Genomic DNA, 24,263 nt, shown 5'->3' on the forward strand with positions numbered 1-24,263 from the left:
GTGTCAGGCTGCCTTGGCCAGCGGTGTGGCGTAGCGGCTGGCAGGCCGCGCCAGGCCCAGGTTCTCGCGCAGCGTGGTGCCTTCGTATGCGGTGCGGAACAGGCCACGGCGTTGCAGCTCTGGCACCACCAGGTCCACAAACTCGTTGAGCGACTGGGGCAGTACGGGTGGCATCACGTTGAAGCCATCGGCCGCGCCGTTTTCAAACCATTCCTGCATGCGGTCGGCAATGGTCTGCGGCGTGCCCACCACCACCCAGTGGCCGCGCGCGCCGGCCAAGTATTCGTACAGCTGGCGCACGGTGTAGTTCTCGCGGCGGGCCAGCTGCAGCACCACATGGGCGCGGCTGTTGATGCCCTTGGGTGGCTCGGGGATGTAGGGTGGCGGTGCGTCCAGGTTCCACTGCGTGAGGTCTTCGCCGGGCCAGAACGGGGCCAGCGTGGCCAGGCCCACGCTGGGGTGGATCAGTGCCTGCAGCTCGGCCCATTGGGCCTGGGCTTCTTCCTCCGTGCGGCCGATGACCGTAGAGATGCCGGGCAGCACCAGCAGCTCGTCGGGCCGGCGGCCGTACTTGGCCATGCGGCCTTTCACGTCCTTGTAGAACGCCTGGGCCTCGGCCAGGCTGGTCCAGGCGGTGAAGATGGCCTCGGCCGTGGCGGCGGCCAGTTCCTTGCCGTCTTCGGACGAACCCGCCTGCACGATGACCGGGTGGCCCTGGGGCGAGCGCTCGATGTTGAGCGGGCCCTGCACCTTGAGGTGCTTGCCGATGTGGTTCAGGGTGTGCAGCTTGTCGGGGTCAAAGTACACGCCGCTGGCCTTGTCGCGGCTAAAGGCGTCGTCGTCAAAGCTGTCCCACAGGCCCTTGACCACGTCCACAAACTCGTGGGCACGCTCGTACCGCAACGCGGGGTCGGGGTGGGCATCCAGGCCAAAGTTGCCGTGCACGTTCTCGGCACTGGTGGTCACCACGTTCCACGCCGCGCGGCCTTTGCTGATGTGGTCCAGCGAGGCGAACTTGCGTGCCAGCAGGTAGGGGTCTTCGTAGGTGGTCGATGCCGTGGCCACAAAGCCAATGTGCTTGGTGACGGCCGAGAGCGCTGCCCACAGCGTGACGGGCTCGAAGTGCGAGATGCGCCCCTGGCGGCTGAAGGACTCGCGGTCTCCCCGGTGCCACACGCCCGGGCTGTCGGCCACAAACACCTGGTCAAACAGGCCGCGCTCTGCGGTCTGTGCCAGTTCGATGTAGTGGTCGATGTTGACGCCCGCATCGGTCTGCGAACCGGGGTGGCGCCACGCGGCAATGTGGTGGCCCGTGGCCATGATGAAGGCGCCGAGGCGCAGTTTTCTGGATGTGTCGGGTTGGGTCATGTGATTTTCCAAAACTTGTGGGAATGGCTCGTAGCTTGCGAAACCGGCGCGGCCCAGGCGAGTGCACCCGTGGAACCGGCTTTGCCGGGCCACTGGGTGCGTCTCCCTTCGGGGATGTCCTGCATCACTCCCTGCGGTCGGTGATAGCGCGGCCTCGGGCCATCCGCTGCGTTGCTTTTTTTGCCAATAGCTCGGCTATTGGCTGCAAAAAGACGCCTTGCGGACTGTCCCGATCCGCACTACCACCGACTCGCGAGGGTGATGCAGGACATCCCTGGGAAGGCGCCGAAGGCGACTCAGGGGGCTACTCAGTGATAGTGATGCGATGCAGCTTGCGGTGCTGCGGGAAGAAGTCGCCCACCGCGTAGTGCTGGGTGGAGCGGTTGTCCCACACCGCCAGCGTGCCTGGCGCCCAGCGCAAGCGGGCCTGGAACTCGGGCACCTGGGGCAGGGCAAACAGCTGGGTCAGCAGGGTGTCGCTCTCCACGCGCGACAGGCCCTTGATGTGGCTGGTGAAGGTGGAGTTCACATACAGCACCTTCTTGCCCGTGACCGGGTGCACACGCACCACCGGGTGCTCCACCGGCGGGTACTTGGCGCGGGCGGCCTTTAGCTCGTCACCGCTTGCGTCCTTGCGCAGCAAGTATTCCGTCCAGCCGCTGATCTCCCAGGTGTGCACGGCCGTCAGCGTCTCCAGGTAGGCCTGGAAGGCAGGTGACAGGCTGGCGTAGGCGGCGGTGAGGCTGGCCCACAGCGTGTCGCCGCCGCTGGCCGGAATCACCTGCGCATACAGGCTGGTGCCCAGGGGCGGCTGCTCGCGCCAGGTGATATCGGCGTGCCAGTTGCTCGATGCCTTGGGGCGCTCGGCCGTGCTCTCCACGATCTCGATCTCGGGGTGGTTTTCCAGCCGGGGGAAGAACGCCTTGACCTCGGCCACGTTGCCAAAGCTGCGGGTGAAGTCCACTTGCTGCTGCGGCGTGATGTGCTGGTCGCGGAAGAACAGCACCTCGTGCACGGCCAGGGCCTGGCGCAGCTCGGCCTGCGTGGTGGCATCCAGCGGCTGGCGCAGGTCCAGGTCGTGGATGACGGCGCCGATGGTGGGGGTGTAGGGCTCCACCGCAAAGCGGGTGAAGGTAGGGTGCAAATCGTTGATCTTGGACATGGTGCTGCTTTCTGAAACGAGGGTGGTGGAAAGAGAACGGCCATGCCATTGGGACACTGCAAGCGCTGCACACCAACGAAGCTGTTCGCATATCGATAGTTGGAAAAACAAGCGCTGCAGTTTGGCGAGCGGGTAGGGTGCTTGCGCATTTGGATATCTGTTTTTGGTCGTTGGCCGCATTGCCGGGCGTGCCTAGAGTGGGGCTCGACAGGTGCAGGGCGTGGCCCGCGCACCGTCCCAACGCAACCCCTACGAAAGAGCGACACCCATGACAAAAACACCCTGGAATGCAACCCGCCGCAAGGCCTTGACCGCAGCAGGCGCTGCCTTGGCGCTGGGCCTGTGGGCGGGCAGCGCCGCTGCACAGACGGCAGAGCCGCTGAAGGTGGTCCGCATTGGCGTAGCCACCGGTGGCGTGGGCAGCGACCCCGTGCGCCACGGCGGCACGTCGGCCGCGCTGGCCTACACCGATGGCGCGCTGGAGGAAGAGTTCAAGAAAGACGGCGTGAAGGTGCAGTGGACTTTCTTCAAGGGCGCAGGCCCCGCCGTGAACGAGGCGCTGGTCAATAAACAACTGGACTTTGCATGGCAAGGCGACCTGCCGTCCATCGTGCACCGCGCCAGCGATGTGAGAACCAAGATCATCCTCGGCAGCGGCGTGCGCACCGGCCTGTACCTAGCGGTGCCGCCCGACTCCAACATCCGCCGTCTGGAAGACCTCAAAGGCCGCAAGGTGGCGGTGTTCAAGGGCACCAACCTGCACCTGGCCGCCGTGCGCGCACTGGCCGACAAGGGCCTGAGCGAGCGCGATGTGAAGCTGGTCAACCTGGACCTGCCCAGTGCCGAGGCCGCGTTGGTGAGCAAAGACATTGACGCCGCTTTTGGCTACGTGGGCTTCTTCAAACTGCGCGACCAGGGGCTGGCCAAAGTGGTGTGGTCGGCCGCCGAAGACTCGTACAAGTACACACGCCAGACAGCGCTGCTGGTGACCGACGAGTTCGCTGCCCGCCACCCCAAGGCCGTGGAGCGTGTGGTCAAGACCGTGGTGCAGTACGCCCACAAATACTCCGATGAAAACCGCCGTGTCGAGCTGTTTGCGCAGTGGGGCAAGGCCGAGTACCCCGAGAAGGTGTGGCGTGAAGACTTCATCGGCCAGCCGCTGCGTGTGCGCCTGTCGCCGCTGCTCGACCCATTTTTGGTGGCGCGCTACAAAGACGCGGCCGACGAGGCGTACAAGCTCAAGCTGATCCGCAAGAAGCCCGAGATCGACAGCTGGTTTGACCGCCGCTACCTGAACGCTGCGCTCAAGGAACTGAAGCTGGAGGCCTACTGGCCCGTGTATGGCGCCAACGGGGACTTGGCAGCCGCACTCTAGTAGTGGACTCTGCGCCAGAAGGATTGAATCCTAGGTAGGGGGACCGGGCCGGTGAAAACCGCCCTTTGCAACCCGCCGGCACCCAGTGCCCGGCGGGTTTTTTTGTGCCTGCGTCTGGCCCCGCTCATAACGTCTGCACCGCTGCTCATGCCGCAAACATCTTTGTCATTGCATATGAGTATTAACCATTTATTTTTATAACAAACGTCTTTTACATTTCTTTTGGTTGTTATTGAAGTTGCCCGCTCAGCCCTGGGCAGTAGCACTTTTTCCACCCGAAAGGACATGCAAAAGATGGCGATACCCGCACTGAACGCGGCCGGGCTTTCCAGCCCCACGCACCCGTTGGAGCCGCTGCCGAAGGTGCCTGCGCGCCGCGTTGCGATCTTGAGAAACAAGGCCTTGTGGGCTTGGGCAGGTCGCTCGCTCTGGGCCTGGCCTTTTCCACTGGCCGTGCTGGCACTGTGGCAGCTGTCCGCCGTGTGGGGCTGGGTGCCCGAGCAGGTGCTGCCGCCGCCCGCTGCCGTTTTCAAGGTGTTTGGCGAGCTGCTGGCCAGTGGCGAGCTGTGGGACCACCTGCGCATCAGCATGGTCCGCGTGTTTGCGGGCTTTGGCATTGGCCTGTCGCTCGGTCTGCTGCTGGGCGGTGCCATGGGCCTGTCGCCCACCTTCCGCGACTATTTGTTCCCGCTGTTCAAGGCGTTCAGCCAGGTGCCGGTGATCGGCTGGCTGCCGCTGCTGATTCTGGTGGTGGGCATCGATGAGGCATTGAAGTTTCTGCTGATTGCCAAGGCTGCGCTGGTGCCCGTGGCCATCAACACCTGCCAGGGCATCCAGAACGTGCCCAACCGGCTGGTGGAGGTGGCGCGTGTGTATGGCTTTACCCGCTGGCAAATGCTGCGCAAGGTGGTGTTTCCGGCGGCCACTGCGCCCATCTGGAACGGCGTGCGCTATGGGCTCACCCATGCCTGGCTGGCGCTGGTGGTGGTGGAGCTGCTGGCGTCGTCCGACGGCATCGGCTTCCTCATCGTCTATGGCCGCCAGCTCTTTCAGCTGGACGTGGTGCTGGCCGCCGTGCTGGCCGTGGGCATCGTGGGTTTCGTGATCGACAAGCTGCTGGCTGTGTCCGAGGCGTGGCTGCTGCGCTGGCGCAAGCCGGGGCTGTGAAAGGGGTACGCGAATGTCTTCGGTGAACGTGCAACGCAACGTGTTCCACAAAGTGCCCCCACGCCTGCGGGGCTGGGTGCTGCCCGTGCTGATCCTGGCGGTGTGGTGGGCGGTGTGGTGGGCGGTGGTGGCCTCGGGTGCGTCTGATTCGCCCTTGCTGGTATCGCCGCTGGCCGTGTGGCAGCGGGGCGTGGGCCAGGTCACGAGCGGTGAACTGTGGGTGGCCTTGTCGGCCAGCCTGTGGCGCATGGCCTGGGGCTTTGGCATTGGCTCCAGCGTCGGGCTGGCGGTAGGTGCGCTGCTGGGCTGGTCGCGCTGGGCCGAGCGGCTGGTGGGGCCCACCTTCCACACGCTCAAGCAGATCTCGCTGTTTGCGTGGATTCCGATGCTGTCGATGTGGTTTGGCCTGGGCGATGCCGCCAAGGTGGCCTTCATTGCCATGGCCGCGTTCTTTCCGGTGGTTCTCAACACGCTGGAGGGACTGCGCAGCGTGCCGCGCGAATACCTGGAGGTGGGCCGTGTGTACGAGTTCAGCGTGTGGCAAACGCTGCGCCGCGTGGTTGCGCCTGCGGCCGCGCCCTCGCTGTTCACCGGCATCCAGCTCTCGCTGATCTACAGCTGGCTGGCTACGCTGGGGGCCGAATACCTGTTGGCCTCGGGCAAGGGCATTGGCAACACGCTCATCGACGGGCGCGAGCACTTCTGGATGGACCTGGTGCTGTTTGGCGTGGTGGTGGTGGGCCTGGTGGGTTTTGCACTGAATGCATTGCTGGCCGCACTGGAAAGGCGCCTGCTGGCCTGGCGCGACCGCACCGTAGCGCGGTATTGAGCTCCCTGAGGCGCTGCGCGCCATCCCCCTCAGGGGGACGCCCCCAGGGGCCTGGCAAAGCCAGCTCCCCGGGGGCGCTGGCCTGGGCCGCGCCAGTTGCGGGCCATGGCCGAGAACAACGTCATTTGAAAAGGAACACACCATGGCACACGCCGGTACCCTGGCCATTCGCGGCCTGAACAAGCAGTACGAAGTCAAGGGCGAAGCCCTGCCTGTGCTGCAGGACATCCATCTCACCATCGAGCCCGGCGAGTTTGTGAGCATCGTGGGGTCGAGTGGCTGCGGCAAGTCCACGCTGCTGCGGCTGGTGATTGGCCTGGAGGGCGACTACCAGGGCGAGATATTGCTCAACGGCCAGCGCATTGTGGGCACCAGCCTCAACCGGGGCATCGTGTTCCAGGAGCACCGCCTGTTTCCCTGGCTTACGGTCGAGAAGAACGTGGCGCTAGGCCTGCTCAATTCCAGCCTGACCGAGGGCCAGCAGCGCGCCACCGTGCGCGAGCACATTGCGCTGGTGGGGCTGCAGGGGTTCGAGACCGCCTACCCGCACCAGCTCTCGGGCGGCATGTCGCAGCGCGTGGCGATTGCGCGGGCGCTGGTCAACCGGCCCGACATCCTGCTGCTGGACGAGCCCTTTGGCGCGCTCGACGCGATGACCCGCGCCCACCTGCAGCAGGAGCTGCACCGCATCTGGCAGCAAGAGGGCATCACCATGATTTTGGTGACGCACGACGTGGAAGAGGCCGTGTACCTGGGCGACCGCGTGGTGGTGATGGAGCCGCGCCCCGGCCGCATCCGCCGCACTGTGCCGGTGGGGCTGCCCCATCCGCGCGAGCGCACATCGCATGCGTTCACCGCCATCAAGGACAGCGTGCTGCGCGAGTTCTCCGGCCACCCCGCGGCCGACCTGGCCGAGCCGCCGCTCAAGCGCGGCGAGCAGCTGGCACCCGCTGCGCAGTGGCAGTTTGCCGTTTGATTTTTTGTTCTCCCTTTTCTGATTCCCGAGATTCCCATGACACCAAAAAACTCCTCTGTTTTCTCCACACGCCGCTCGCTGCTGGTGGCTGGCGCTGCCACATTGGCCGCCCCTCTGGTGCTGCGCGCACAGTCGCCCGCCAAGGTCATCCGCATCGGCTCGCCCGACCTGGGCACGGCCGGCAAGCCTTCGCCCGGCGGCAGCGTATTTGCGGTGCTGCAGGCCAACAAGTGGCTCGAAGATGAATTTGCCAAGGACGGCATCAAGATCGAGTGGAACTTCTTTCGCGGCGCAGGCCCGGCCGTGCACGAGGCGCTGTCGGCCAAGCAGCTCGACATCGTCTCGCTGGGCGATCTGGCCGCTGTGATCGGCCGGGCGCGCGGCCTGCCCACCCGCTTCATCGCTGCCACAGGCCGGGGCAGCAACAGCTACCTGGCCACGGCGCCGGGCGTGCGCATCAAGACGGTGGCCGACCTCAAGGGCAAGAAGGTCACGGTGCTCAAGGGCACCGCCTACCAGCGCACCTTCGACAACCTGCTGGCCACAGCGGGCCTGACCGAAAAGGACGTGAAGCTCATCAACATGGACTGGCCCACGTCCAAGGCCGCCGTGGTGGCCGGTCAGATCGACGCCACGTTCGGCGGCTCGGACCTGTTCCTGCTCAAGGCGCAGGGCGCGCAGATTGCGCTGAGCACCAAGGGCCAGGGGCCGGACTACACCATCAACTCGGGCATCCTGGCTACCGAGGATTTCGCCACGCAGAACCCGCAGCTCACGCAGCGCCTCGTGCACCAGCTGGTGCGCGCGGCCCACTGGTCATCGCAAGAAGGCAACCGCGAGGCACTCATCAAACTGTATGCCGACAACAGCGGCAACCCGGAGCTGTCGTTCCGCGAGGAACTGGCGGGCGACAACCTGAACGCCCGATATTCGCCGCTGCTCGACGAGGGCTTCATCGCCGGTTACCAGGGCGTGCTGGAGGACGGCGTCAAGCTGGGGCTGATCCGCCAGACGTTTGACGTGAAGGCCTGGTTCCAGCCCAGTTTCGTGCTGCAGGCTGTGAAGGACCTCAAGCTCGACAAGCAGTGGCGCGAGACCGACGCCGCTGGCAAGGTCAAGGGGGCGGCATGAGCATCACCACCAATGTGGCCGCCTCCGCATCCACACAAGCGCCCAACATCGTCTTCATCCTGGCCGACGACCTGGGCTGGGCCGACCTGAGCGTGTACGGTCAGGCCGACTTCACCACGCCACACCTCGATGCGCTGGCGGGCGAGGGCGTGCGCTTCACGCAGGCCTATGCCAACTCGGCCGTGTGCTCGGCCACACGGTTTGCGCTCATCACCGGGCGCTACCAGTACCGCCTGCGCGGCGGGCTGGAGGAACCCCTGGTGCGCAAGGCCCATGTGCACGGCCTGCCGCCCGAGCACCCCACGCTGCCATCGCTGCTGCGCGATGCGGGCTATGACACGGCGCTCATCGGCAAATGGCACCTGGGCAGCCTGCCCACGTTCGGCCCGCTGAAAAGCGGCTATGACCGCTTCTTTGGCAACTACGGCGGCGCCATCGACTACTTCACGCACAAGCCTGGCGTGGGCGATGCCGTGGCGCGCGACCTGTACGAAGGCGAAGTGCCTGTGGAGCGCGTGGGCTACTACACCCAGCTGCTGGCCGATGAGGCGACGCAATGGATTGGCGAGCGCAGTGCGGCCAAGCCGTTCTTTCTGTCGCTGCACTTCACCGCGCCGCACTGGCCTTGGGTGGGGCCGGAGGACGAAGAAATATCGCTGGGCCTGAAAGACCTCTTTCACTACGACGGCGGCAACCTGGCCACCTACGCGCGCATGGTGCGCTCGCTCGACAAGGCGGTGGGCCAGGTGCTGGATGCCCTCAAGGCACAAGGCCTGGCCGACAACACCATCGTGGTGTTCACCAGCGACAACGGCGGCGAGCGCTTTTCCAAGACCTGGCCCTTCACCGGCCAGAAGACCGAGCTGCTCGAAGGCGGCATCCGCGTGCCCACGCTGCTGCGCTGGCCCGCGCGCATCGCGCCGCAGGTGAGCGACCAGGTCACCGCCACCATGGACTGGCTGCCCACGCTGCTGGCCGCTGCGGGCGTGGCGCCCGATGGCAACTACCCGCCTGACGGCGAAAACATCCTGCCCGTGCTGCTGGGCGACGCGCCCGCGCACCCGCGCACACTGTTCTGGCGCTACAAGTCACAGCGCCAGCGGGCGGTGCGCGAGGGGCGCTTCAAGTACCTGCGCATCAACGACAACGAGTTTCTGTTCGACGTGGAAGCCGACACGCTGGAGCGCGCCAACCTGCGCGACAAACACCCCGAAGTGTTTGAACGCCTGCGCGCGGCGTGGGAGCAGTGGAATGCGCAGTTCCTGCCCATCACCGACGAGGTCATCACCCACGGGCTGTCGCCCGACATCCAGGCCGACCGCTATGTGCCCGACCTGTCTCAACGGGGTATGTGAGGCCTCTGTTTGGCAGAAAACCAAAGAAAAGTGGTTGATGCGCCAGTGGAATATGTGCTTGATGCTATCAAAAGGATAGTATTTTAGAGCCCTCTGCTCGGTGGGCCCTATGGCTTTGGGCCGCATGGGCCGTCGCCATCACGGGCAGGGAGCGGCGGCAATTACCTGGACATTGTGGGACCGGTTTTTCATCCATGAACTTTCAGCAACTGCGCTCCGTGCGCGAAACCGTGCGGCGGGGCTTCAACCTGACCGAAGTGGCCCACATCCTGCACACCTCGCAGCCCGGGGTGAGCCGCCAGATCCGTGAGCTGGAGGAAGAGCTGGGCGTGGAGATTTTTGTGCGGGCGGGCAAGCGCCTCACGGGCCTGACGCCGCCTGGGGAGTTGCTGCTGCCTACGGTAGAGCGCCTGCTGCTGGAGGCCGACAACCTCCGGCGCGCCGGCCAGGACTTCAGCGACAGCGCGCAGGGGCGCCTGTCGGTGGCGGCCACACATTCGCAGGCGCGGTATGCCCTGCCGCAGGTGGTGCGCGACTTTCGCGCGTTGTTCCCGCAGGTGTCGCTGCACCTGCACCAGGGCTCGCCGCGCCAAGTGGCGGAGATGCTGCTGTCTGGCGAAGCCGACATCGGCGTGGCCACCGAGGCCCTGGCTGGCTATGACGCCCTGGTCACCCTGCCGTGCTACCGCTGGACGCACAGCATCGTGGTACCGCCGGGCCATCGCCTGCTGGACCTGCCCGGCCCGGTGACGCTGGAGCAACTGGCACAGTACCCCATCATTACTTACGAACTGGGCTACACCGGCCGCGCGCACATCGACGAGGCCTTTGCGCGCGAAGGCATTGCGCCCGACATCGTGCTCACCGCCATGGACGCCGACGTGATCAAGACCTACGTGGAGCTGGACATGGGCGTGGGCATCGTCGCGTCCATCGCGGTCGATGAAGAGCGCGACCGCCACCTGCGGCTCATCGACGCGGGCCATCTGTTCGAGGTCAATCTCACCCGCCTGGGCCTGCGGCGTGGCGCCTGGCTGCGCGGGTATGCCTACCAGTTCATTGAAAGCTTTGTACCCACGCTTACCCGCGATGTGGTGCAAAAGGCCGTGGCGCAGGGCGCTGAGCCCGGGAGCCTTCTGGGGGAGTGATGGCTGAGTGATGGGCGCCGCACCTGCCGGTGGGCGGCAGGGTGGCCCGCTTCCGCGTATTGCACAGGCCTTCCGCTCCATGGAGCGGCAGTGACCTTTCAGGTCGGTTGCTCTGTGGCGCCAGAGTGTTCAGCACCCGCCATGCGGTCGCGGCGGCGCTGCCGGCGGGGCGTGGCCTGGCGGCGCCAGGCACGCAGCAGATGGCGTGCCGCACTGGCCAGGGCTTCGTCCAGCGCACAGCGCCAGTCCCTGGCCACAGAGGACACCACCACCGGGCCTGCGCCATCGGTGTGCAGGGCAATCTGACAGCGCTTGTCCGCACCGCCCCGAGGGCCGTTGATGTCATCCAGCTTGATGTCTGCACGGGGCACCAGGGCATTCAGCCGCCGGAAGGCAAATCGCACGCGGCGCTCCACTGTCTCACGCAGTTGCGCTGCTTCGGGGTGATGGGTTCTGACAAGAATCTGCATGGGCAATCTCCTGGGTTGAAGGTGACACCGTAGCCCGCAGGGGCGCGGCCAGCCAGCAGGCTTTATCTGCGTGATGCGCTTGAAAATCCTGTGCATTCGGGGCGCCCGACTCCTGGCGCGAAGCTTCGTATTTTTGGATGCCAGGCCCAGAAAAAACCTGCTTTTTGATGGCGATGCGGGGCCGCAGATTCAAGGCTCCTGTTCACTTGCTAACGACCGCTACAAGGAGCCATTCATGAATCTCTGGTCTGCCATCCCTTCGCTCATTGCTACTCTGGGCCAGCGTCTCGCGCGCTGGCTGTCTCGTGTTGCCGTTGGGCCGGCGCCTGCGCTGCGGCGCGTTCCGGTGCCGCTGCGGGTCCAGACGCAGTACCGGGACGGCTGGCAGCCGCGTTCGCGCTATCGCCGTTAGGCGGGGCTGGGCAGGGCGGCCGCGGCTGCTCCTGCAGCTTGCGCCCAGGCGATACAAGCAGGGCTGCTTTGATGCTGCCGCCTTACCGCGCAGACGCCTCCACCATCTGCCGCACCAGCGGGTGGTGCTGACCTCTGCGCGACCAGATGGCGTGCACCTCCTCAAAAAGCGCGGGGCAATCGCCCAGCAGGCGCAGGCCTCGCACCAGCCCCACGTCTTGCGCCCCCAGGCGGCTGACCGGAAACACCCCCAGCCCCCGCGCTGCAAAGACGGCCAGCAAGGCGCTGTCCTCAAACTCGCCCACCACGCGCGGCTGCAGACCCAGGTCTTGAAACCACGCATCCAGCGTGGCCCGCAACGGCGCGTGGTGCGTGGGCAGTAGCACTGGCAAATCTTGGAGTGACTGGGGAAAGCGGTCGCGCGCTGCCTTCTTGACCAGCGATGCTGGTCCGTACCACTGCAGCGGCGAGCGCGCGATGCGTTCGCTGGTCAGGCGTTGCTGTGGGATGCGCGGCGCTGCCTGCCCGGCCAGCACCACGTCTAACTGGTGCAGGGCCAGCTCGGACAGCAGTTCGTCCGACTCTCCCTCGTGGCACACCAGCCGCAGATAGGGCGTTGCCAGCACCGGCTCCAGCAGCGCATGGGCTGCCAGCTTGGAGATGCCGTCCGACAGCCCCACCGACAACCGCGCCACACGGGCTGTGGCGGCCTCACGCACTTCTTCTTCAATGTACTGACCCAGTTGAAAAATCTCTTCGGCCCGGGTGAACGCGGCCTGCCCGGCTTCGGTCAGCGCCACACCGCGCCCCGAGGGCTTGAGGAGCTGGTGGCCCAGCGACTTCTCCAGGTCCCGCACCTGTGCGCTGATGGTCTGCACGGCCATCTCCAGCCGGTCTGCAGCCCGGGCAAAGCCGCCTTCCTTGGCAACCATCCAGAAGTAGTACAGGTGGCGGTAGTTCAGCATGCACGGCCTCAGGTTCGAGAAAACCGAATGCTAGGTGCGGCCCGGGCTGGTGTCTATGTCATGCTGGTTTGCCCATACTGACCGCTTGCCCATTGCGCAACTCAAGGAGGTTTTGCATGTTCTACGCAATCAACTGGTTTCTCTCATTGGCCTTGCTGGCCCTGTGGTCGCTGGCGTGCTGGGCCCTGCATGCAGTCACCGTGTGGGTGGTGTCCAGCGCGGGCGCCCTGGCGGGGGGCAGCGCGGTGGCCGACGTGATCTTGATGCCCGCCTGGCTCAAGGCCTGGATGCCCCCGGAACTGATGGGCCAGTGGGAGGCCCTGGTCTCCTCCGCAGGCCCCATCGTGCAGGCCGTGTTGGAGGCGGTGCCTGCTCTCGCAGGCGCGGTGACCTTCCTGGCCTGGGCGCTGTGGGGGCTGGGTGCCGTGGTGCTGGTGGCACTGGCGGCCGGCATTCACATCCTCATCGCACTGGCCCAACGCCGTGGCGGTGGCCCCGGCACCCCGCAGGCCGCATTGGCCCGCTGAGTGGGGGCACCCGGGCGCCCGGCGAGAGCGTCAGGGCAGCGACTTCACGCCCTCAAACGCCGCGTTCAGCGCGGCCTCTGCGGTCAGCAGGCGCTGCCGGGCTTCGGCTGACCAGGCGCGGTCCTTGGCCAGCGTGTCCTTGGCGGAGGCCACCATGCGCGCGACCTCCTGGGGCTGGGGGCCGCCTGTGCCGGTGCGCGTCAGCACCATCTCGGCGGGGGACAGGGCGCGGCGGAATTCCTTTTCAGTGAGCGGCAGGCGCTGGTCCTTGATGTCGTACTTTTTGCCCGCTTCGCGATAGATGCGCACGGCTTCGGCGTACGGAAAGTCCTTGGGACGGATGTTGCGTTCCTTGGCGTACACCACCACGTCCGATGCAAAGTGGTGGCCCACCCGGAACGGAATGGCATGGGTGCGCTGCAGGGTTTCGGCCAGCTCCATCGACGTGGTCCATTCGGATTCCAGTTCGTCCAGTGCGCGGGCCGGATCGATGCGCAGCGAGTCCAGCACATCGGCCAGCTGCTGCAGCATTTCCACGCCCTGGACAAAGGTCTTGGCGCTGCCGGGGCTCCACGTGTTCTTGTAGTCGATCATGCCGGGCGTCACGTTATGGGCGCGCCACAGCGATGCCTGGGCCGACGCCACCACATCGCTGGCCTTGGCGCGGGTGTTCTGGATGATGCCGGGGTTGGCCTTTTGCGGCATGGCGCTGCTGGTGTAGGTCTTGCCGCTGGCCAGCAGCAGCCATGGCCGCGTCTGGTGGTACTGGGTGTGCACATCCTGCATCAACGCGCCCACACGGATGGCCGTGGAGCTAGCGATGGACGTGGCCTCGATGGGAATGTCGTAGGTGCTGATCTGCCCCGCATCCAGCGAGTTGACGATGAGCCCGTCAAACCCCAGCAGCTGCGCCAGGCGCTCGCGGTTGATGCTCCAGCTGGAATTGGCCAGCACGGCCGTGCCCATGGGGCTGAGGTTGATGCGCGCGTAGGCCTCGCGGATGCGTGCAGAGTCGCGCGCAAACGAATCGGCAAACGCCATCAGGTAGTGCCCGTAGCTAATGGGCATGGCCTGCACGCCGTTGGTGTAGGCGGGCACATAGGTGGCAGTGTGTGCCTGGGCGATGGTGATGAGCCGTGCGCGCACCTGGTCCAGGGCATCGGCAAAGTCCAGCATCTCCAGGCGCAACTGAGCGGCGTTGAGGGTGGAGTGGATGTCCTGGCGGCTGCGCCCGGTGTGGATCAGTGTGGCCTCGGGGCCCACGGCGTCGGTGATGATCTTTTCGACCTGCAGCACATCGGTGGGGCGCTTACCACCCGGGGCTGTCGCCTGCGTGATCGACAGCTCCACGCCACGCGCAATGCGGCCTGCCTGGGCTTTGGGGATGATGCCTTGCTCCACGTTGACCACGGTCGATGCCATGTTGATGCGGCCGAACCAGTAGAAGGTGTCCTGCGACTTGGACAAGGCGCTGGTGGCATCGCCCTTGACCGTGCCCTGGATCTTGGCGACCTGCGCCTGGCATTCGGCCGTGGTCTTGCAGGCGGTGTCCAGGGTGTCTGCTGCCTGTGCGTGGCCCATGGCCAGGATGGCGCTCACGACCGGGGCGAGCAGGAAGCGGGTGGGGCGCAAGGTGCTGGTGCGCAGGGGCTGGTGCTGGGGTGATGGCATGGTGGTTTGTCTCCTGACGTCCCGCGCAGCCGGCGGCGGGCTGGTGCGGGAATAAGATTCGTTAATTGAATGTGCTTGGCGCGGGCATTGCTCGTGCCAGCCTCAGAATATTTCCACAGCAGGCTCTGCAAGGCCAATGCTTGTTTTTCAAGTGAATTCAATTTCTGAATAGCCCATGCCAGATTTGACGCCTTCCGTCCTGTTCAACCGCATCCTGGGGCGGGTGCGCCTCAAGCACCTGCAACTGGCCATTGCGATTGCCGACCTGCAAAGCCTGCACCGGGCGGCTTCCTCCATCGGCCTGAGCCAGCCCGCCGCGACCCATGCGCTGGTCGAACTGGAAAGCTCCCTGGGCGGCCCCCTGTTCGAGCGGCATTCCAAGGGCATGCGCTTGACCCGCCTGGGAGAGGCGGTGCTACCGCTGTTGCGCGCATCGCTGGTCCCTCTGCAGGCGGCTGCAGGCAATGCGGCGCTGATGCAGCAGGGCGCTGCGTCCGCGCTGATCCGCATTGGCAGCATCGCGGCGGGCATCAACGGCCTGCTCACGGTGGCCATTCCGACCTACGTCGCCGCGCATCCCGATGCAGCCATCGATGTCCATGAGGTCACGATCGACAATTTGCTGGAGAGCATTCAGGAAGGCACGCTGGACCTGGCCATCTGCCGGGAGCCGAGCCCGTTGCCGCAGGGGTTCGGTTTTCGTGCGGCGCTGCAGGACGGGTTTGTGGTGGTGTGCCGCCCCCAGCACCCTCTGACCCGGCAGGCCACCGTCACGGCCGCAGAGCTGCTGGCGCAGCGTTGGCTGGCCCCACCCCTGACCGGGCTAGGCCCCCAGCAGGTGGAGAGCCTCTTCGATGAACTGGGTGGCGTGCCCGAGCTGTGCCGCGTGTCGAGCCGATCCACAGAGATCATGCACGCCATGCTGGCCGACAGCGACATGCTGGCTTGTGCGCCCGCCAGCCTGGTCCGGCCGCTGGTTCAGCGTGGGGAGCTGGCGGTGTTACCGTGTAACTCGCAGGCGGTGGGGCCCCTGGGCGTCCTCGCCAAGGCGGAGGTGCTGGCGCACCAGACCCACCCGAGTCAAAGCTTCATCACGCATGTGCTGGCCGTTGGGGGCGGGCTGCGTCACTAACGACAGTCAGCCAAACGCTGCGGCGGCGCGACCAGCGCTGTGTCAGCCGCCCTGGTCGCCGGCATCGCTCTGGGCAGGGCTCAGCGCTTGCATCAGCATCTCCACCAGAGCGCGCAGCCGAGGCACCCTGCGCAGGTCCCGGTGATAGCCCAGCCACACGTCGCGCCCTGGTGGGGCCGGGGTACTTTCCAGCCTTTGCAGGCCGGGGTGCGAATCCCCCAAGGGGCAGGGCAGCACGGCCAGGCCCGCTCCGGATGCGCAGGCCACGGCCTGCACGTGCCGGTTGTTGCTGCGGAAAGCGATGCGCGCCGATGGAAAGGCCTCGCGCAGCCAGGCCGCGTCCGGCATCTCGCTGAAGCCCAGGTCCATGGTGATGAGGCGAACGTCCGCGCCGTCTGTGGGCATGTCCGCACCACGCTGCATGTACAGCGCGTAGGGCACATGCATCAGCCTGCGCTGTATGACATCGGGCTCGTCAAAGGGAACGATGCGTGCCACCAGATCCGCCTCGCGGCGCGCCAGGCTGAAGAGGCGTGCATCGGTCAGGAGTTCGATGCTGACGCGGGGGTGGTGGTGAGTGAAAGCTGCGCACAGCGGCGCCAGCACGTGCAGGCCAAACCAGTCAGAGGTTGATACCCGCAGCGCGCCTTCCAGCTGCTGGTCCGCGCCGTCCAGCTGGCGGGAGAACGACAGCGCCTGAGCCTCCATGCCCTCGGCGTGGCGCAGCACGGCGGCGCCCTCGTCGGTCAAGACAAAGCCCTCGGAGGTCCGCTGAAACAGGGTGTGACCCAAAGAATGCTCCAGCGCCTTCAGCCTGCGGCCCATGGTGGGCTGGCTTTGTTGGAGGGCACGGCCTGCGGCACCCAGCGTGCCGTGCCGGGCAATGGCCAAGAACACCTGTACGTCATCCCAGTTCATCGGCTGCATCATACAAAAGTGAATGGAAAGGTTTCAATATTGTGGCTTTTCATTCAAAAGCGAAAGGTGAAAACTGGCGGCACTGTTCAACCCCACGAAGGAAAACGCCATGTCCACCTCTACCGCCCCCACCATGCAGGCCCTGGTGCTCGCCGCCCCCCACGGCGCATTGACCCCTACCTGGCTGCCCCGGCCGCAGGCCGCTGCGGGCCAGGTGCTTGTCCGCATCCACGCCAGCGGCGTGAACCCGCTGGACACCAAGATCCGCGCCGGCGCTGCCGAGCACGCCCAGCAGCCACTGCCCGCCGTTCTGGGCATGGACCTCGCGGGCGTGGTGGCGGAGGTAGGGCAGGGCGTCTCTCGCTTCAAGGTAGGGGATGCGGTGTATGGCTTTACCGGCGGCATCGGCGGGCTGCAAGGCAGCCTGGCGCAATACGCTGCGGTGGATGCCCGGCTGCTGGCCCACAAGCCAGGCCGGCTGACGATGCGCCAGGCAGCGGCCTTGCCGCTGGTCTTCATCACTGCCTGGGAGGGCCTGGTGGACCGCGCCAACGTGCGCAGCGGGCACAAGGTGCTGGTGCACGGCGGCGCCGGTGGCGTGGGCCATGTGGCCGTGCAGCTGGCCCGCGCGCGGGGTGCCGAAGTGTTCGCCACGGGCACGGCGGCGCAGGCCGGTTACATCCGGTCTCTGGGCGCGACGCCCATCGACCATGAAGCAACCTCGGTCGAGGCCTATGTCAACGCGTTCACCGACCGCCAGGGTTTCGATATCGTTTACGACACCGTCGGGGGGCCGGTGCTGGATGCGTCGTTTGTGGCCGTCCGCCGCTACTCGGGCCATGTGGTGACGTCGCTGGGCTGGGGCACCCACAAGCTGGCGCCCCTGTCGTTCCGGGGCGCGACCTTCTCGGGCGTGTTCACGCTGCTTCCCATCCTCACCGGGGAGTTTCGCGAACACCATGGCGAGATCATGGAGCAGGCCACCACGCTTGCGGAAGCGGGGCAACTGGTGCCGTTGCTGGACCCGACCAGCTTCACGCTGGATACGGCCGAAGCGGCACACGCTCTGGTCGCCGAGGGCCGTGCCCGCGGCAAGGTGGTGGTGAGCGTGCTGCCATGAGCAAGCCGCGTCAGACTTTGGCAGAACGCGACAGCGCGCCAGCCAGCAGGGGCGATCCAGCAGGCCTGCGGTTTGGCGCGATGGACCCCACGCACGAACACCTGCGGCGCGTGGCCGATGCTTTGATCGCCGCCACCAATGCGTTTGCGGTGGAGCAGGTGCTCGGCCTTTTTGCGCATGACGCCGTGATCGACGACCCCTCCACGGGCCACCGATTTGATGGCCATGCCGGAATACGCCGCTATGTCGAGCAGTACTTCGTTGGCTACCAGACGGTGACCCGGTTCCTGTCGATGCAACGCCTGGGGCCGCAGCGCGCGAGGGTGCGGGTGGACTTCACGGGGGATTTTGGTCATGAGATCGGCAACCTGGACATCACCGTGGATGCGCTGGGCTTGATCGCCCGGCTAGATGCCGACCTGGAATGAGCGGTGTGAATGGCTTGGTGGCGCGACCACCCTCCGGGCTGGCGTACGACGCCAGGCTGCACCGGGCTGCACGAGGCAGCGTTGGGCTGTGTTGAAGCGGAATTTGAGCGAAAACAGCCTGAGGCGCTAGTGAATCATGCCGTGGCAGCTATCGAAAAGAGAGCATTTTGATCCGGCTTAGCGCGGCAAGCACCCCGCAAACCCCCTGGGCCCTGCTGCTGACACATCCGCCAACGTCACGGCCTCCAGCCGGTCGTTCTGCCCCGGTATCTTCGTCAGCCGCTGCCCGTTCTGCCAGCGCCACTGCTGGCCGTCAAAGCTGTAGATGAAGGTGTGCGTGCGGTTGGACAGCAGGTGTGCCGGGGTGAGGGTGATGGCCTGGGCAGCGGCTTGCGTCGGTGCGTGGGCCTGGGCCTCGTTGTCCTTGATGACGAGCTTGCCCACATAAGGCGTCACGGTGGATTCGGTGCGTGTGACTTCGGGCTGGACCAGGGCGGGGCTGTATCCGGTCAGGGTCCAGTCGCCCGCTGCGCCGGGCAGCACATGGGGTTGCCGTGCGGCCAGGAACTGGGTGCAGGCGGTGGTGATGGCATCGAAGCTGGTGGTGGCGGGGCCGGTGGCTTCGGGCTTGCTGCAGCCTGCGAGGCCCGCCACCACGGCGGCAGCGGCTGCCAGGTGGAGGAGGGCGCAGGAGCGGATTGGGGGCTGGGTCATCGGGCGTGAGGCAGTGGTTCGTTGCGCAGTTTGGCCGCACGACCAGTCTGCTGCGGGCTGGCTGCATTGTGGGCGGCTGGCTGCGGCGGGTCTTGACGGATATCAAGGCGCACAGCCTTTTACGGCGGCGTGCTGCGCCGGGCCAGCGCGCCGTCATCACCCCGGTACCAGCGCAGCAGGGCGCCAGCTGGGGGCGACGCTGTGCCATCCAGCGCTGCTAGCACGGCGGCGTTGAGTTCGTGGGCGCTGGCGGGCAGGGGCTGGTCGCGGTAGGCCAGGGCGGTGCCCGTCATCAGTGCTTCGGCGTCCACCAGCAGGCGCAGGTTCTGCGGGATGGTGGGCGACTGCTCTGCACAGTGCGCAGCCGACAAGGAATGCGCCTTGCGGCAGGAGGCGGGGCGCACGCTGTAAATGGCGCACCGGTCATGGACGAGAAAGCTGCAGGGCTGGCGCGTGGTGCCCACGCTTACCGCCGCCGCATGCTGTCGCAGACGCCGCAGGGTTGTCGCCTGGTCTGCGCTGGGCAGCGTCTGCAGGTGCTGGGCAATGTGCAGCACCTCGGGGTCGGTCGCCTCCACGCGCAGGTGGCAGCAGTGGGCGCAGCCAGCCTGGCACGCTGGCTGGGGGCCGGTGGCGCGGGCTTGTTCTGCCACGGTATCCAGGCCCTTGTGCAGTTGTGCGATGAAATCGACGGCGGCCTGGGCTGCGGGCTCGGTGGCTTCGGCGGCCTGGGTGGCGGCGTTGGTGTCGGTGCCATGGGCTGCTGCGCCCTGCATGGCGTGGGCCTGAACCGCCCGCAAGGCCTGCCCGGCCGCGCTGCGCACGCGGGCGATGGACTGCAGGAAGGCCGCTTGCTCTGCCTCGGTCAGTGCTGGGTCGGGCGGGCTCGTCATGGGAATGTGGGGGGCGTGCTGGATGGGGCCGACGCGCTGGGCGCCAGCGGCAGCCACACACTGGCCGCCAGGCCTGACCCGTCCGCCGTGTCGCTGGCGGACGCCAGCTCCAGCCGTCCTTCCATCAACTGCACATACCGCGCCACGATGGCCAGGCCCAGCCCCGCGCCCTGGCCCAGGCGCTGGCCTTGGTCGCCCTGCGCCCAGCGCTGTTGCAGCTGCTGCGCCAGCGTGGCGTCCACGCCGGGGCCGTTGTCGGTCACGCGCAGCACGCCAAAGCCGGGCTCGTTGTGCAGCGCCACGGTGATGCGGGGCGGCGTGCCGCGCCCGTAGCGCAGTGCGTTGTCTAGCAGGTTGTTCAGGATGCCTTCCACCAGCGCGATGTTGCCCCGCACCACCACGGCCTGGTCCAGGCCCTCGGCGCCCAGGTCCACCCCCAGCGCATCGGCGCGGGGCAGGTAGCGCAGCAGCACGTCGCGCACCAGGGTGTGCAAGGCCAAGGGCTGCAAGGTCAGTGCAATGCCGCCCTCGGCAGCGCGGGCCAGGGCCAGCAGCTGGTCCACGGTGCGGCTGGCGCGCTGTTCTGCCTGGGCGATGCCCTCGATTTCGCTGCGCCAGATGGCAGGGTCGTTGTGCGCCAGCGCGTGGGCGGCCTGGGCGCGGATGCCAGCGAGCGGGGTGCGCAGCTCATGTGCCACATTGCCCGCAAACTCGCGCTGCGCATGCAGGCTTTGCTGCACGCGTGCCAGCAAGCCGTCCAGGGCCACGCCCAGGCGTTGCACGTCGCTGGTGCTGGCCTGCTGCGTCAGCGTTGGCGGCAGGGGTTGCAGGTCGGCAGCGTCGCGCTGGTCCATGGCGTCTTGCAGCGCCCCCAGCGGGTGCAGGTCGCGCTCTATGCCGCGCAGCAGCCATGACCCCAGCACCACCAGCAGCCACAGCTGGGCAAGGCCCGAGTACACCAGCAGCCTGCGCAGCAGCTGCGTACGTTCGGCCGTGGTCTGCGCGATGACGACGGTGAACGACGGTGGCCCCGCAATCTGCAAGGTGGCGCGCCGCATCTCGCGCCCGTCTTGCGAGAGGTGCGAAAACGCGTGGCTGCTGCCCGCCGCCACCACGCCCGGCGCCAGGTGCGAGTCGCCAGCAATGAAACTGCCGTCGGCGGCATACACCGCAAACCACACGGTTTCGCTCTGGTCAAAACGCAGCAGGCCCACCTCGCGCGGAGTAAGGTCGAGCTGCAGTGGGGTGCCTGGTGGGTCAGCCGCCTGGCCGCCGCGCACATGGGCCGCCAGCGCGTGGGCGTCGTCCAGCAAGGCGCGGTCAAACGCCTCGGCCACAAAGTGGTTGCCCACGCCCAGCACCACGGTGCTGCCCAGCCCCCAGATCAGCACCAGCGACAGCAGCACGCGCCGGCCTATGCGCTGGCGCAGGTCTGGCGGCTGCGGGTGCAGCGGTGCGGTGCCGGGTTCAGGGCTGGCCAACGTCATCCTCTAGCACGTAGCCCAGCCCGCGCAGCGTGCGGATGGCCGCACCGCTGCCGGCAATCTTGCGCCGCAGGCGGGAGAACGACGCCTCCAGCGCGTTCTCGCCCACTACCTCGCTCCCGTCCGACAGGCGCGAGGACAGGTCGCCCTTGCTCAACACGCGGCCGGGAGGGGTCATCAGCTCCCACAGCAAATCGAATTCGCGCGCGGGCAGCTCCAGCGGTTGCCCGGCCACGCTGACGCGGCGCGCCTGGCGGTCCAGCACCAACTGGCCCACGGTGACGATGTCGGCGGTGCCGCTGGCGCGCCGCAGCAGGGCGCGCAGGCGGGCTTCCACCTCTTTGAGTTCGTAGGGTTTGCCCAGGTAGTCGTCGGCGCCAGCGTCCAGCCCGGCGATGCGCTCCTCGGTGCTGTCGCGCGCGCTAAGCACCAGCACCGGGGTGCGGTCGCCGCGCGCGCGGGCGGCGCGCAGGGCCGTCAGGCCGCTGCCCAGGCCGCTGCGTGCGTGCGCAGCGTGGGGAAGGTTCAGGTCCAGCAGCACGGCGTCGAAAGCCTGTACGGCCCACCAGTGCTGGGCTTCTTCGACGGTATGAGCCAGCTCGACGCGGTGGCCCGCGTTTTCGAGGCCTTGGGCCATGGTGCGGCTGAGCACCGGGTCGTCTTCCACCAGGAGGAGGCGCATGGAGGTCGGGGTTCTACGTGAAATTACGCATGGCCAAGATCAGCCTGCGATCAGGTTCGATGGGGATAGTCTGCCCGTCAGCATACCCCAGCCCTGCGCGCCATTTGCACCGCCGGATGGGGTCGTCAAGCCTATCAGGAGACAACCTTTTCATGATCAACCGCAATCTACTCAGAGGCTTCGCCCTCATGGCTCTGGCGCTGGGCTTCGGCCTGCCGTCCCTGAGCTATTCGCTGGGGACGCTCGGCCGCGCCGGGCCGGGCATGTTCCCGTTCATCGTCAGCTGCATGCTGTTTGTGATCGGGGTCATCACCGTGGTGCGCGCGCGCCTGGTGGCGCCGGTACCCATGGACTTTCAGGTGCGCAACATCGCCATCATTCTGGGCAGCCTGTGCGGCTTTGCGGCACTGTCGCACTTTGTGAACATGATCGCGGGCATCGTGTTTCTGGTGTTCTGCTCGGGCTTTGCGGGTACGTCGTACTCGTGGAAGCGCAACCTGAAGATCGCTGCGGTGCTGGTCGCCATCGCGTTCGCATTCCAAAAGCTGCTGGGCGTGAGCCTGCCGCTGTACTGAGGTCACCGCCATGGAAGTCTTGAACAACCTCGCGTTTGGCTTCAGCCACGCACTGACGCTGCAGAACCTGATGTTCTGCGCCCTGGGCTGCACCGTGGGCACCCTGGTGGGCTTGCTGCCGGGCCTGGGCCCGCTGGCCACCATCAGCCTGCTGCTGCCACTGACTTACTCTATCGACACCACCGGCGCACTCATCATGCTGGCCGGTATCTACTACGGTGCCCAATACGGTGACAGCGTGAGCGCCATCACCATGAAGATCCCGCATGCCAGCAGTATCGTGGCGTGTATCGACGGGTATGCGATGACGCTGAAAGGGAAAACGGGGCTGGCCCTGTTTACCGCCGGGTTCTCCAGCTTCATCGGGGGCACGGTAGCCATCGTGGTGCTGGCTTTCCTCGCGCCCAGCCTGGGCGAGGTGGCCTTCTTGTTTGGCCCCGCCGACTACTGTGCACTGATGCTGGTGGGTTTTGTGTGCGTGAGCTTTGTGACCACGGGCAGCCTGCTCAATGGCCTGGCCATGTGCATGGTGGGTGTGCTGCTGGGCTCCATCGGTACCGACGTGAACAGCGGCCTGGCCCGCTTCACCTGGGATGCTCCGTTCCTGGCCGACGGCGTGGGTATTGTGAGCATTGCGCTGGGCTGCTTCGGCATTGCCGAAATCGCCAAGAACCTCGACTCGCGCGAAGAGCGCTCGCCCTTCAACGGCAAGATCAAGCTCATGCCCACCTGGCCTGAGTTCAAGCGCATCATCCCCAGCGCGCTGCGTGGTAGCGTGGTGGGCTCCATCCTGGGGATCCTGCCCGGTGGCGGCCCCGTGATTGCCCAGTTTGCCGCCTATGCGCTGGACAAGAAGGTCAGCAAGTACCGCGATGAAATCGGCACCGGCTGCATCGAAGGCGTGGCTGGCCAGGCTGCTGCGGACGAAGCGGCTGCACGCACCAGCTTCATCCCGCTGATGAGCATCGGTATCCCCGAGAACGCCGTGATGGCGCTGATGATGGCCGCGTTCATCATCAAGGGCATCCAGCCCGGCCCCAACATGATTGCCGGCCACCCCGAACTCTTCTGGGGCTTGGTGGCCAGCATGTGGATCGGCAACTGCTTCCTGCTGGTGCTGAATGTGCCGCTGGTGCGCTACTGGCTGTCGGTGTTCAAGATTCCGTACAACGTGTTGTTCCCGGCCATCCTGTTCTTCTGCTGCATCGGCACCTACAGCATCAACAACAATCTGGACGACGTGTTCATCACCGTGGCCTTCGGCGCGCTGGGCTACCTGTTCATGCGGCTGGAGATGGACCCTTCACCGCTGATGCTGGGCTTCATCCTGGGCCCCATGCTCGAAGAGAACTTCCGCCGCTCCATGCTGCTGTCGCGCGGTAGCTTTGAAGTGTTCATCAACCGCCCCATCAGCGGCACGCTGATCAGCCTGATCGCTGCGTTCATCCTGTGGCAGACGGTGTCGTTCTTCCGCCAGCGTGGCAAGGCCAAGGAACTGGCAGTGGCGGAGCCCGTTGCCTCCTGACGATTGACTCTCTGTGTGCCGCCATGGCGGCCTTTGCAAGGCCGGTCCCCAATGGGTGACCGGCCTTTTTTTGTCTCAAAGGCTGAGAGTTTTTTGCCAGTGCCCGAAAGGTGCGCCATAACACCGCTGATCGAGGCGCAAAGCATAGCCATAGCTCGGGCTATGGCGCGCATTTGCAACGACGAGCAGCGGTGTTATGGCGTGCAAGGCGGGCATAGGCAAAAGACTCTCAGCCTC

General features: G+C 66.3%; 24 protein-coding genes. 14 read left to right on the top strand and 10 right to left on the bottom strand.

Going from position 1 to position 24,263, the window contains the following annotated elements; all coding sequences use genetic code 11:
* Positions 1 to 3: 3 nt before the first annotated feature.
* Together ACOYR4_RS09490 and ACOYR4_RS09495 are read right to left on the bottom strand one after the other, a co-directional pair.
* Complete coding sequence (locus tag ACOYR4_RS09490; RefSeq protein WP_422849352.1) at positions 4 to 1,368, bottom strand: LLM class flavin-dependent oxidoreductase; 1,365 nt, start codon at positions 1,366 to 1,368, stop codon at positions 4 to 6.
* 304 nt (positions 1,369 to 1,672) lie between these two features.
* Positions 1,673 to 2,530: a TauD/TfdA dioxygenase family protein gene (locus ACOYR4_RS09495; RefSeq protein WP_422849353.1), complete on the bottom strand. Its 858-nt coding sequence runs from the start codon at positions 2,528 to 2,530 to the stop codon at positions 1,673 to 1,675.
* A gap of 268 nt (positions 2,531 to 2,798) precedes the next feature.
* Between ACOYR4_RS09495 and ACOYR4_RS09500 the strand changes: the two genes are divergently transcribed.
* The 7 genes from ACOYR4_RS09500 to ACOYR4_RS09530 all read left to right on the top strand — a co-directional run bounded on the left by ACOYR4_RS09500 (position 2,799) and on the right by ACOYR4_RS09530 (position 10,511).
* Positions 2,799 to 3,905 carry an ABC transporter substrate-binding protein gene (locus ACOYR4_RS09500; protein ID WP_422849354.1) on the top strand — a complete coding sequence of 369 codons (1,107 nt, stop codon included), beginning with the start codon at positions 2,799 to 2,801 and terminating at the stop codon, positions 3,903 to 3,905.
* Between the two features lie 294 nt (positions 3,906 to 4,199).
* Complete coding sequence (locus ACOYR4_RS09505) at positions 4,200 to 5,072, top strand: ABC transporter permease (protein ID WP_422849355.1); 873 nt, start codon at positions 4,200 to 4,202, stop codon at positions 5,070 to 5,072.
* Between the two features lie 13 nt (positions 5,073 to 5,085).
* Positions 5,086 to 5,901, top strand: a complete 816-nt coding sequence (locus tag ACOYR4_RS09510) for an ABC transporter permease (protein ID WP_422849356.1) — start codon at positions 5,086 to 5,088, stop codon at positions 5,899 to 5,901.
* A 142-nt stretch (positions 5,902 to 6,043) separates the two neighbouring features.
* The gene (locus ACOYR4_RS09515) at positions 6,044 to 6,877 is read left to right on the top strand and encodes an ABC transporter ATP-binding protein (RefSeq protein ID WP_116749602.1); all 834 of its coding nucleotides are present in this window, start codon (positions 6,044 to 6,046) and stop codon (positions 6,875 to 6,877) included.
* A gap of 36 nt (positions 6,878 to 6,913) precedes the next feature.
* Positions 6,914 to 8,008 carry an ABC transporter substrate-binding protein gene (locus ACOYR4_RS09520; RefSeq protein ID WP_422849357.1) on the top strand — a complete coding sequence of 365 codons (1,095 nt, stop codon included), beginning with the start codon at positions 6,914 to 6,916 and terminating at the stop codon, positions 8,006 to 8,008.
* Positions 8,005 to 9,363: a sulfatase family protein gene (locus ACOYR4_RS09525; protein WP_422849358.1), complete on the top strand. Its 1,359-nt coding sequence runs from the start codon at positions 8,005 to 8,007 to the stop codon at positions 9,361 to 9,363. Before ACOYR4_RS09520 ends, ACOYR4_RS09525 begins: the two co-directional genes overlap by 4 nt.
* Positions 9,364 to 9,557: 194 nt before the next feature.
* A complete protein-coding gene (locus ACOYR4_RS09530; protein WP_422849359.1) occupies positions 9,558 to 10,511 on the top strand; it encodes a CysB family HTH-type transcriptional regulator in 954 nt (317 codons plus the stop codon).
* A gap of 98 nt (positions 10,512 to 10,609) precedes the next feature.
* Here the strand turns inward: ACOYR4_RS09530 and ACOYR4_RS09535 are convergent, their stop codons facing one another.
* Positions 10,610 to 10,981 carry an HPF/RaiA family ribosome-associated protein gene (locus ACOYR4_RS09535; protein ID WP_422849360.1) on the bottom strand — a complete coding sequence of 124 codons (372 nt, stop codon included), beginning with the start codon at positions 10,979 to 10,981 and terminating at the stop codon, positions 10,610 to 10,612.
* A 73-nt stretch (positions 10,982 to 11,054) separates the two neighbouring features.
* Between ACOYR4_RS09535 and ACOYR4_RS09540 the strand changes: the two genes are divergently transcribed.
* Complete coding sequence (locus tag ACOYR4_RS09540) at positions 11,055 to 11,393, top strand: hypothetical protein (protein WP_422849361.1); 339 nt, start codon at positions 11,055 to 11,057, stop codon at positions 11,391 to 11,393.
* 82 nt (positions 11,394 to 11,475) lie between these two features.
* Here the strand turns inward: ACOYR4_RS09540 and ACOYR4_RS09545 are convergent, their stop codons facing one another.
* Positions 11,476 to 12,357: a LysR substrate-binding domain-containing protein gene (locus tag ACOYR4_RS09545; protein WP_422849362.1), complete on the bottom strand. Its 882-nt coding sequence runs from the start codon at positions 12,355 to 12,357 to the stop codon at positions 11,476 to 11,478.
* Positions 12,358 to 12,473: 116 nt separating this feature from the next.
* Here ACOYR4_RS09545 and ACOYR4_RS09550 point away from each other — a divergent pair, with 116 nt between their 5' ends.
* A complete protein-coding gene (locus tag ACOYR4_RS09550; RefSeq protein WP_422849363.1) occupies positions 12,474 to 12,884 on the top strand; it encodes a hypothetical protein in 411 nt (136 codons plus the stop codon).
* Between the two features lie 30 nt (positions 12,885 to 12,914).
* Here the strand turns inward: ACOYR4_RS09550 and ACOYR4_RS09555 are convergent, their stop codons facing one another.
* Positions 12,915 to 14,555: an argininosuccinate lyase gene (locus tag ACOYR4_RS09555; protein ID WP_295940764.1), complete on the bottom strand. Its 1,641-nt coding sequence runs from the start codon at positions 14,553 to 14,555 to the stop codon at positions 12,915 to 12,917.
* Positions 14,556 to 14,730: 175 nt separating this feature from the next.
* Here ACOYR4_RS09555 and ACOYR4_RS09560 point away from each other — a divergent pair, with 175 nt between their 5' ends.
* A complete protein-coding gene (locus ACOYR4_RS09560) occupies positions 14,731 to 15,687 on the top strand; it encodes a LysR family transcriptional regulator (RefSeq protein ID WP_295940766.1) in 957 nt (318 codons plus the stop codon).
* A 42-nt stretch (positions 15,688 to 15,729) separates the two neighbouring features.
* Here ACOYR4_RS09560 and ACOYR4_RS09565 read toward each other — a convergent pair whose 3' ends face one another.
* Positions 15,730 to 16,605, bottom strand: a complete 876-nt coding sequence (locus tag ACOYR4_RS09565; RefSeq protein ID WP_209819412.1) for a LysR family transcriptional regulator — start codon at positions 16,603 to 16,605, stop codon at positions 15,730 to 15,732.
* A gap of 109 nt (positions 16,606 to 16,714) precedes the next feature.
* Between ACOYR4_RS09565 and ACOYR4_RS09570 the strand changes: the two genes are divergently transcribed.
* Positions 16,715 to 17,725, top strand: a complete 1,011-nt coding sequence (locus ACOYR4_RS09570) for a zinc-dependent alcohol dehydrogenase family protein (protein WP_422849364.1) — start codon at positions 16,715 to 16,717, stop codon at positions 17,723 to 17,725.
* Positions 17,722 to 18,153, top strand: coding sequence for a nuclear transport factor 2 family protein (locus ACOYR4_RS09575; RefSeq protein WP_295940770.1), 432 nt, complete (start codon positions 17,722 to 17,724; stop codon positions 18,151 to 18,153). Before ACOYR4_RS09570 ends, ACOYR4_RS09575 begins: the two co-directional genes overlap by 4 nt.
* 177 nt (positions 18,154 to 18,330) lie before the next feature.
* On the opposite strand, the gene ACOYR4_RS09580 is transcribed toward ACOYR4_RS09575, so the two are convergent.
* From ACOYR4_RS09580 to ACOYR4_RS09595, 4 genes are all read right to left on the bottom strand, one after another.
* Positions 18,331 to 18,867 (bottom strand): hypothetical protein, encoded by a 537-nt coding sequence (locus tag ACOYR4_RS09580; protein WP_295940773.1) that lies wholly within the window; start codon positions 18,865 to 18,867, stop codon positions 18,331 to 18,333.
* Positions 18,868 to 18,986: 119 nt separating this feature from the next.
* The gene (locus tag ACOYR4_RS09585) at positions 18,987 to 19,760 is read right to left on the bottom strand and encodes a YkgJ family cysteine cluster protein (RefSeq protein WP_422849365.1); all 774 of its coding nucleotides are present in this window, start codon (positions 19,758 to 19,760) and stop codon (positions 18,987 to 18,989) included.
* Positions 19,757 to 21,247 (bottom strand): sensor histidine kinase, encoded by a 1,491-nt coding sequence (locus ACOYR4_RS09590; RefSeq protein WP_422849366.1) that lies wholly within the window; start codon positions 21,245 to 21,247, stop codon positions 19,757 to 19,759. Before ACOYR4_RS09590 ends, ACOYR4_RS09585 begins: the two co-directional genes overlap by 4 nt.
* On the bottom strand, positions 21,228 to 21,926 hold the full coding sequence (locus ACOYR4_RS09595) for a response regulator transcription factor (RefSeq protein WP_110958940.1): 699 nt from the start codon (positions 21,924 to 21,926) through the stop codon (positions 21,228 to 21,230). Before ACOYR4_RS09595 ends, ACOYR4_RS09590 begins: the two co-directional genes overlap by 20 nt.
* A gap of 152 nt (positions 21,927 to 22,078) precedes the next feature.
* Here ACOYR4_RS09595 and ACOYR4_RS09600 point away from each other — a divergent pair, with 152 nt between their 5' ends.
* Together ACOYR4_RS09600 and ACOYR4_RS09605 are read left to right on the top strand one after the other, a co-directional pair.
* Complete coding sequence (locus ACOYR4_RS09600; RefSeq protein WP_015013799.1) at positions 22,079 to 22,501, top strand: tripartite tricarboxylate transporter TctB family protein; 423 nt, start codon at positions 22,079 to 22,081, stop codon at positions 22,499 to 22,501.
* 10 nt (positions 22,502 to 22,511) lie between these two features.
* The gene (locus tag ACOYR4_RS09605; RefSeq protein ID WP_015013800.1) at positions 22,512 to 24,026 is read left to right on the top strand and encodes a tripartite tricarboxylate transporter permease; all 1,515 of its coding nucleotides are present in this window, start codon (positions 22,512 to 22,514) and stop codon (positions 24,024 to 24,026) included.
* Positions 24,027 to 24,263: the final 237 nt, after the last annotated feature.

This window comes from Acidovorax sp. M14, assembly GCF_049331375.1.
In the GTDB taxonomy this organism is placed as follows: domain Bacteria; phylum Pseudomonadota; class Gammaproteobacteria; order Burkholderiales; family Burkholderiaceae_C; genus Acidovorax.

Bases quoted from the DNA above. Each gene is read 5' to 3' on its own strand.
- ACOYR4_RS09490 (WP_422849352.1), bottom strand. From the start codon at position 1,368: ATGACCCAACCCGACACATCCAGAAAACTGCGCCTCGGCGCCTTCATC.
- ACOYR4_RS09495 (WP_422849353.1), bottom strand. From the start codon at position 2,530: ATGTCCAAGATCAACGATTTGCACCCTACCTTCACCCGCTTTGCGGTG.
- ACOYR4_RS09500 (WP_422849354.1), top strand. From the start codon at position 2,799: ATGACAAAAACACCCTGGAATGCAACCCGCCGCAAGGCCTTGACCGCA.
- ACOYR4_RS09505 (WP_422849355.1), top strand. From the start codon at position 4,200: ATGGCGATACCCGCACTGAACGCGGCCGGGCTTTCCAGCCCCACGCAC.
- ACOYR4_RS09510 (WP_422849356.1), top strand. From the start codon at position 5,086: ATGTCTTCGGTGAACGTGCAACGCAACGTGTTCCACAAAGTGCCCCCA.
- ACOYR4_RS09515 (WP_116749602.1), top strand. From the start codon at position 6,044: ATGGCACACGCCGGTACCCTGGCCATTCGCGGCCTGAACAAGCAGTAC.
- ACOYR4_RS09520 (WP_422849357.1), top strand. From the start codon at position 6,914: ATGACACCAAAAAACTCCTCTGTTTTCTCCACACGCCGCTCGCTGCTG.
- ACOYR4_RS09525 (WP_422849358.1), top strand. From the start codon at position 8,005: ATGAGCATCACCACCAATGTGGCCGCCTCCGCATCCACACAAGCGCCC.
- ACOYR4_RS09530 (WP_422849359.1), top strand. From the start codon at position 9,558: ATGAACTTTCAGCAACTGCGCTCCGTGCGCGAAACCGTGCGGCGGGGC.
- ACOYR4_RS09535 (WP_422849360.1), bottom strand. From the start codon at position 10,981: ATGCAGATTCTTGTCAGAACCCATCACCCCGAAGCAGCGCAACTGCGT.
- ACOYR4_RS09540 (WP_422849361.1), top strand. From the start codon at position 11,055: ATGCGCTTGAAAATCCTGTGCATTCGGGGCGCCCGACTCCTGGCGCGA.
- ACOYR4_RS09545 (WP_422849362.1), bottom strand. From the start codon at position 12,357: ATGCTGAACTACCGCCACCTGTACTACTTCTGGATGGTTGCCAAGGAA.
- ACOYR4_RS09550 (WP_422849363.1), top strand. From the start codon at position 12,474: ATGTTCTACGCAATCAACTGGTTTCTCTCATTGGCCTTGCTGGCCCTG.
- ACOYR4_RS09555 (WP_295940764.1), bottom strand. From the start codon at position 14,555: ATGCCATCACCCCAGCACCAGCCCCTGCGCACCAGCACCTTGCGCCCC.
- ACOYR4_RS09560 (WP_295940766.1), top strand. From the start codon at position 14,731: ATGCCAGATTTGACGCCTTCCGTCCTGTTCAACCGCATCCTGGGGCGG.
- ACOYR4_RS09565 (WP_209819412.1), bottom strand. From the start codon at position 16,605: ATGAACTGGGATGACGTACAGGTGTTCTTGGCCATTGCCCGGCACGGC.
- ACOYR4_RS09570 (WP_422849364.1), top strand. From the start codon at position 16,715: ATGTCCACCTCTACCGCCCCCACCATGCAGGCCCTGGTGCTCGCCGCC.
- ACOYR4_RS09575 (WP_295940770.1), top strand. From the start codon at position 17,722: ATGAGCAAGCCGCGTCAGACTTTGGCAGAACGCGACAGCGCGCCAGCC.
- ACOYR4_RS09580 (WP_295940773.1), bottom strand. From the start codon at position 18,867: ATGACCCAGCCCCCAATCCGCTCCTGCGCCCTCCTCCACCTGGCAGCC.
- ACOYR4_RS09585 (WP_422849365.1), bottom strand. From the start codon at position 19,760: ATGACGAGCCCGCCCGACCCAGCACTGACCGAGGCAGAGCAAGCGGCC.
- ACOYR4_RS09590 (WP_422849366.1), bottom strand. From the start codon at position 21,247: ATGACGTTGGCCAGCCCTGAACCCGGCACCGCACCGCTGCACCCGCAG.
- ACOYR4_RS09595 (WP_110958940.1), bottom strand. From the start codon at position 21,926: ATGCGCCTCCTCCTGGTGGAAGACGACCCGGTGCTCAGCCGCACCATG.
- ACOYR4_RS09600 (WP_015013799.1), top strand. From the start codon at position 22,079: ATGATCAACCGCAATCTACTCAGAGGCTTCGCCCTCATGGCTCTGGCG.
- ACOYR4_RS09605 (WP_015013800.1), top strand. From the start codon at position 22,512: ATGGAAGTCTTGAACAACCTCGCGTTTGGCTTCAGCCACGCACTGACG.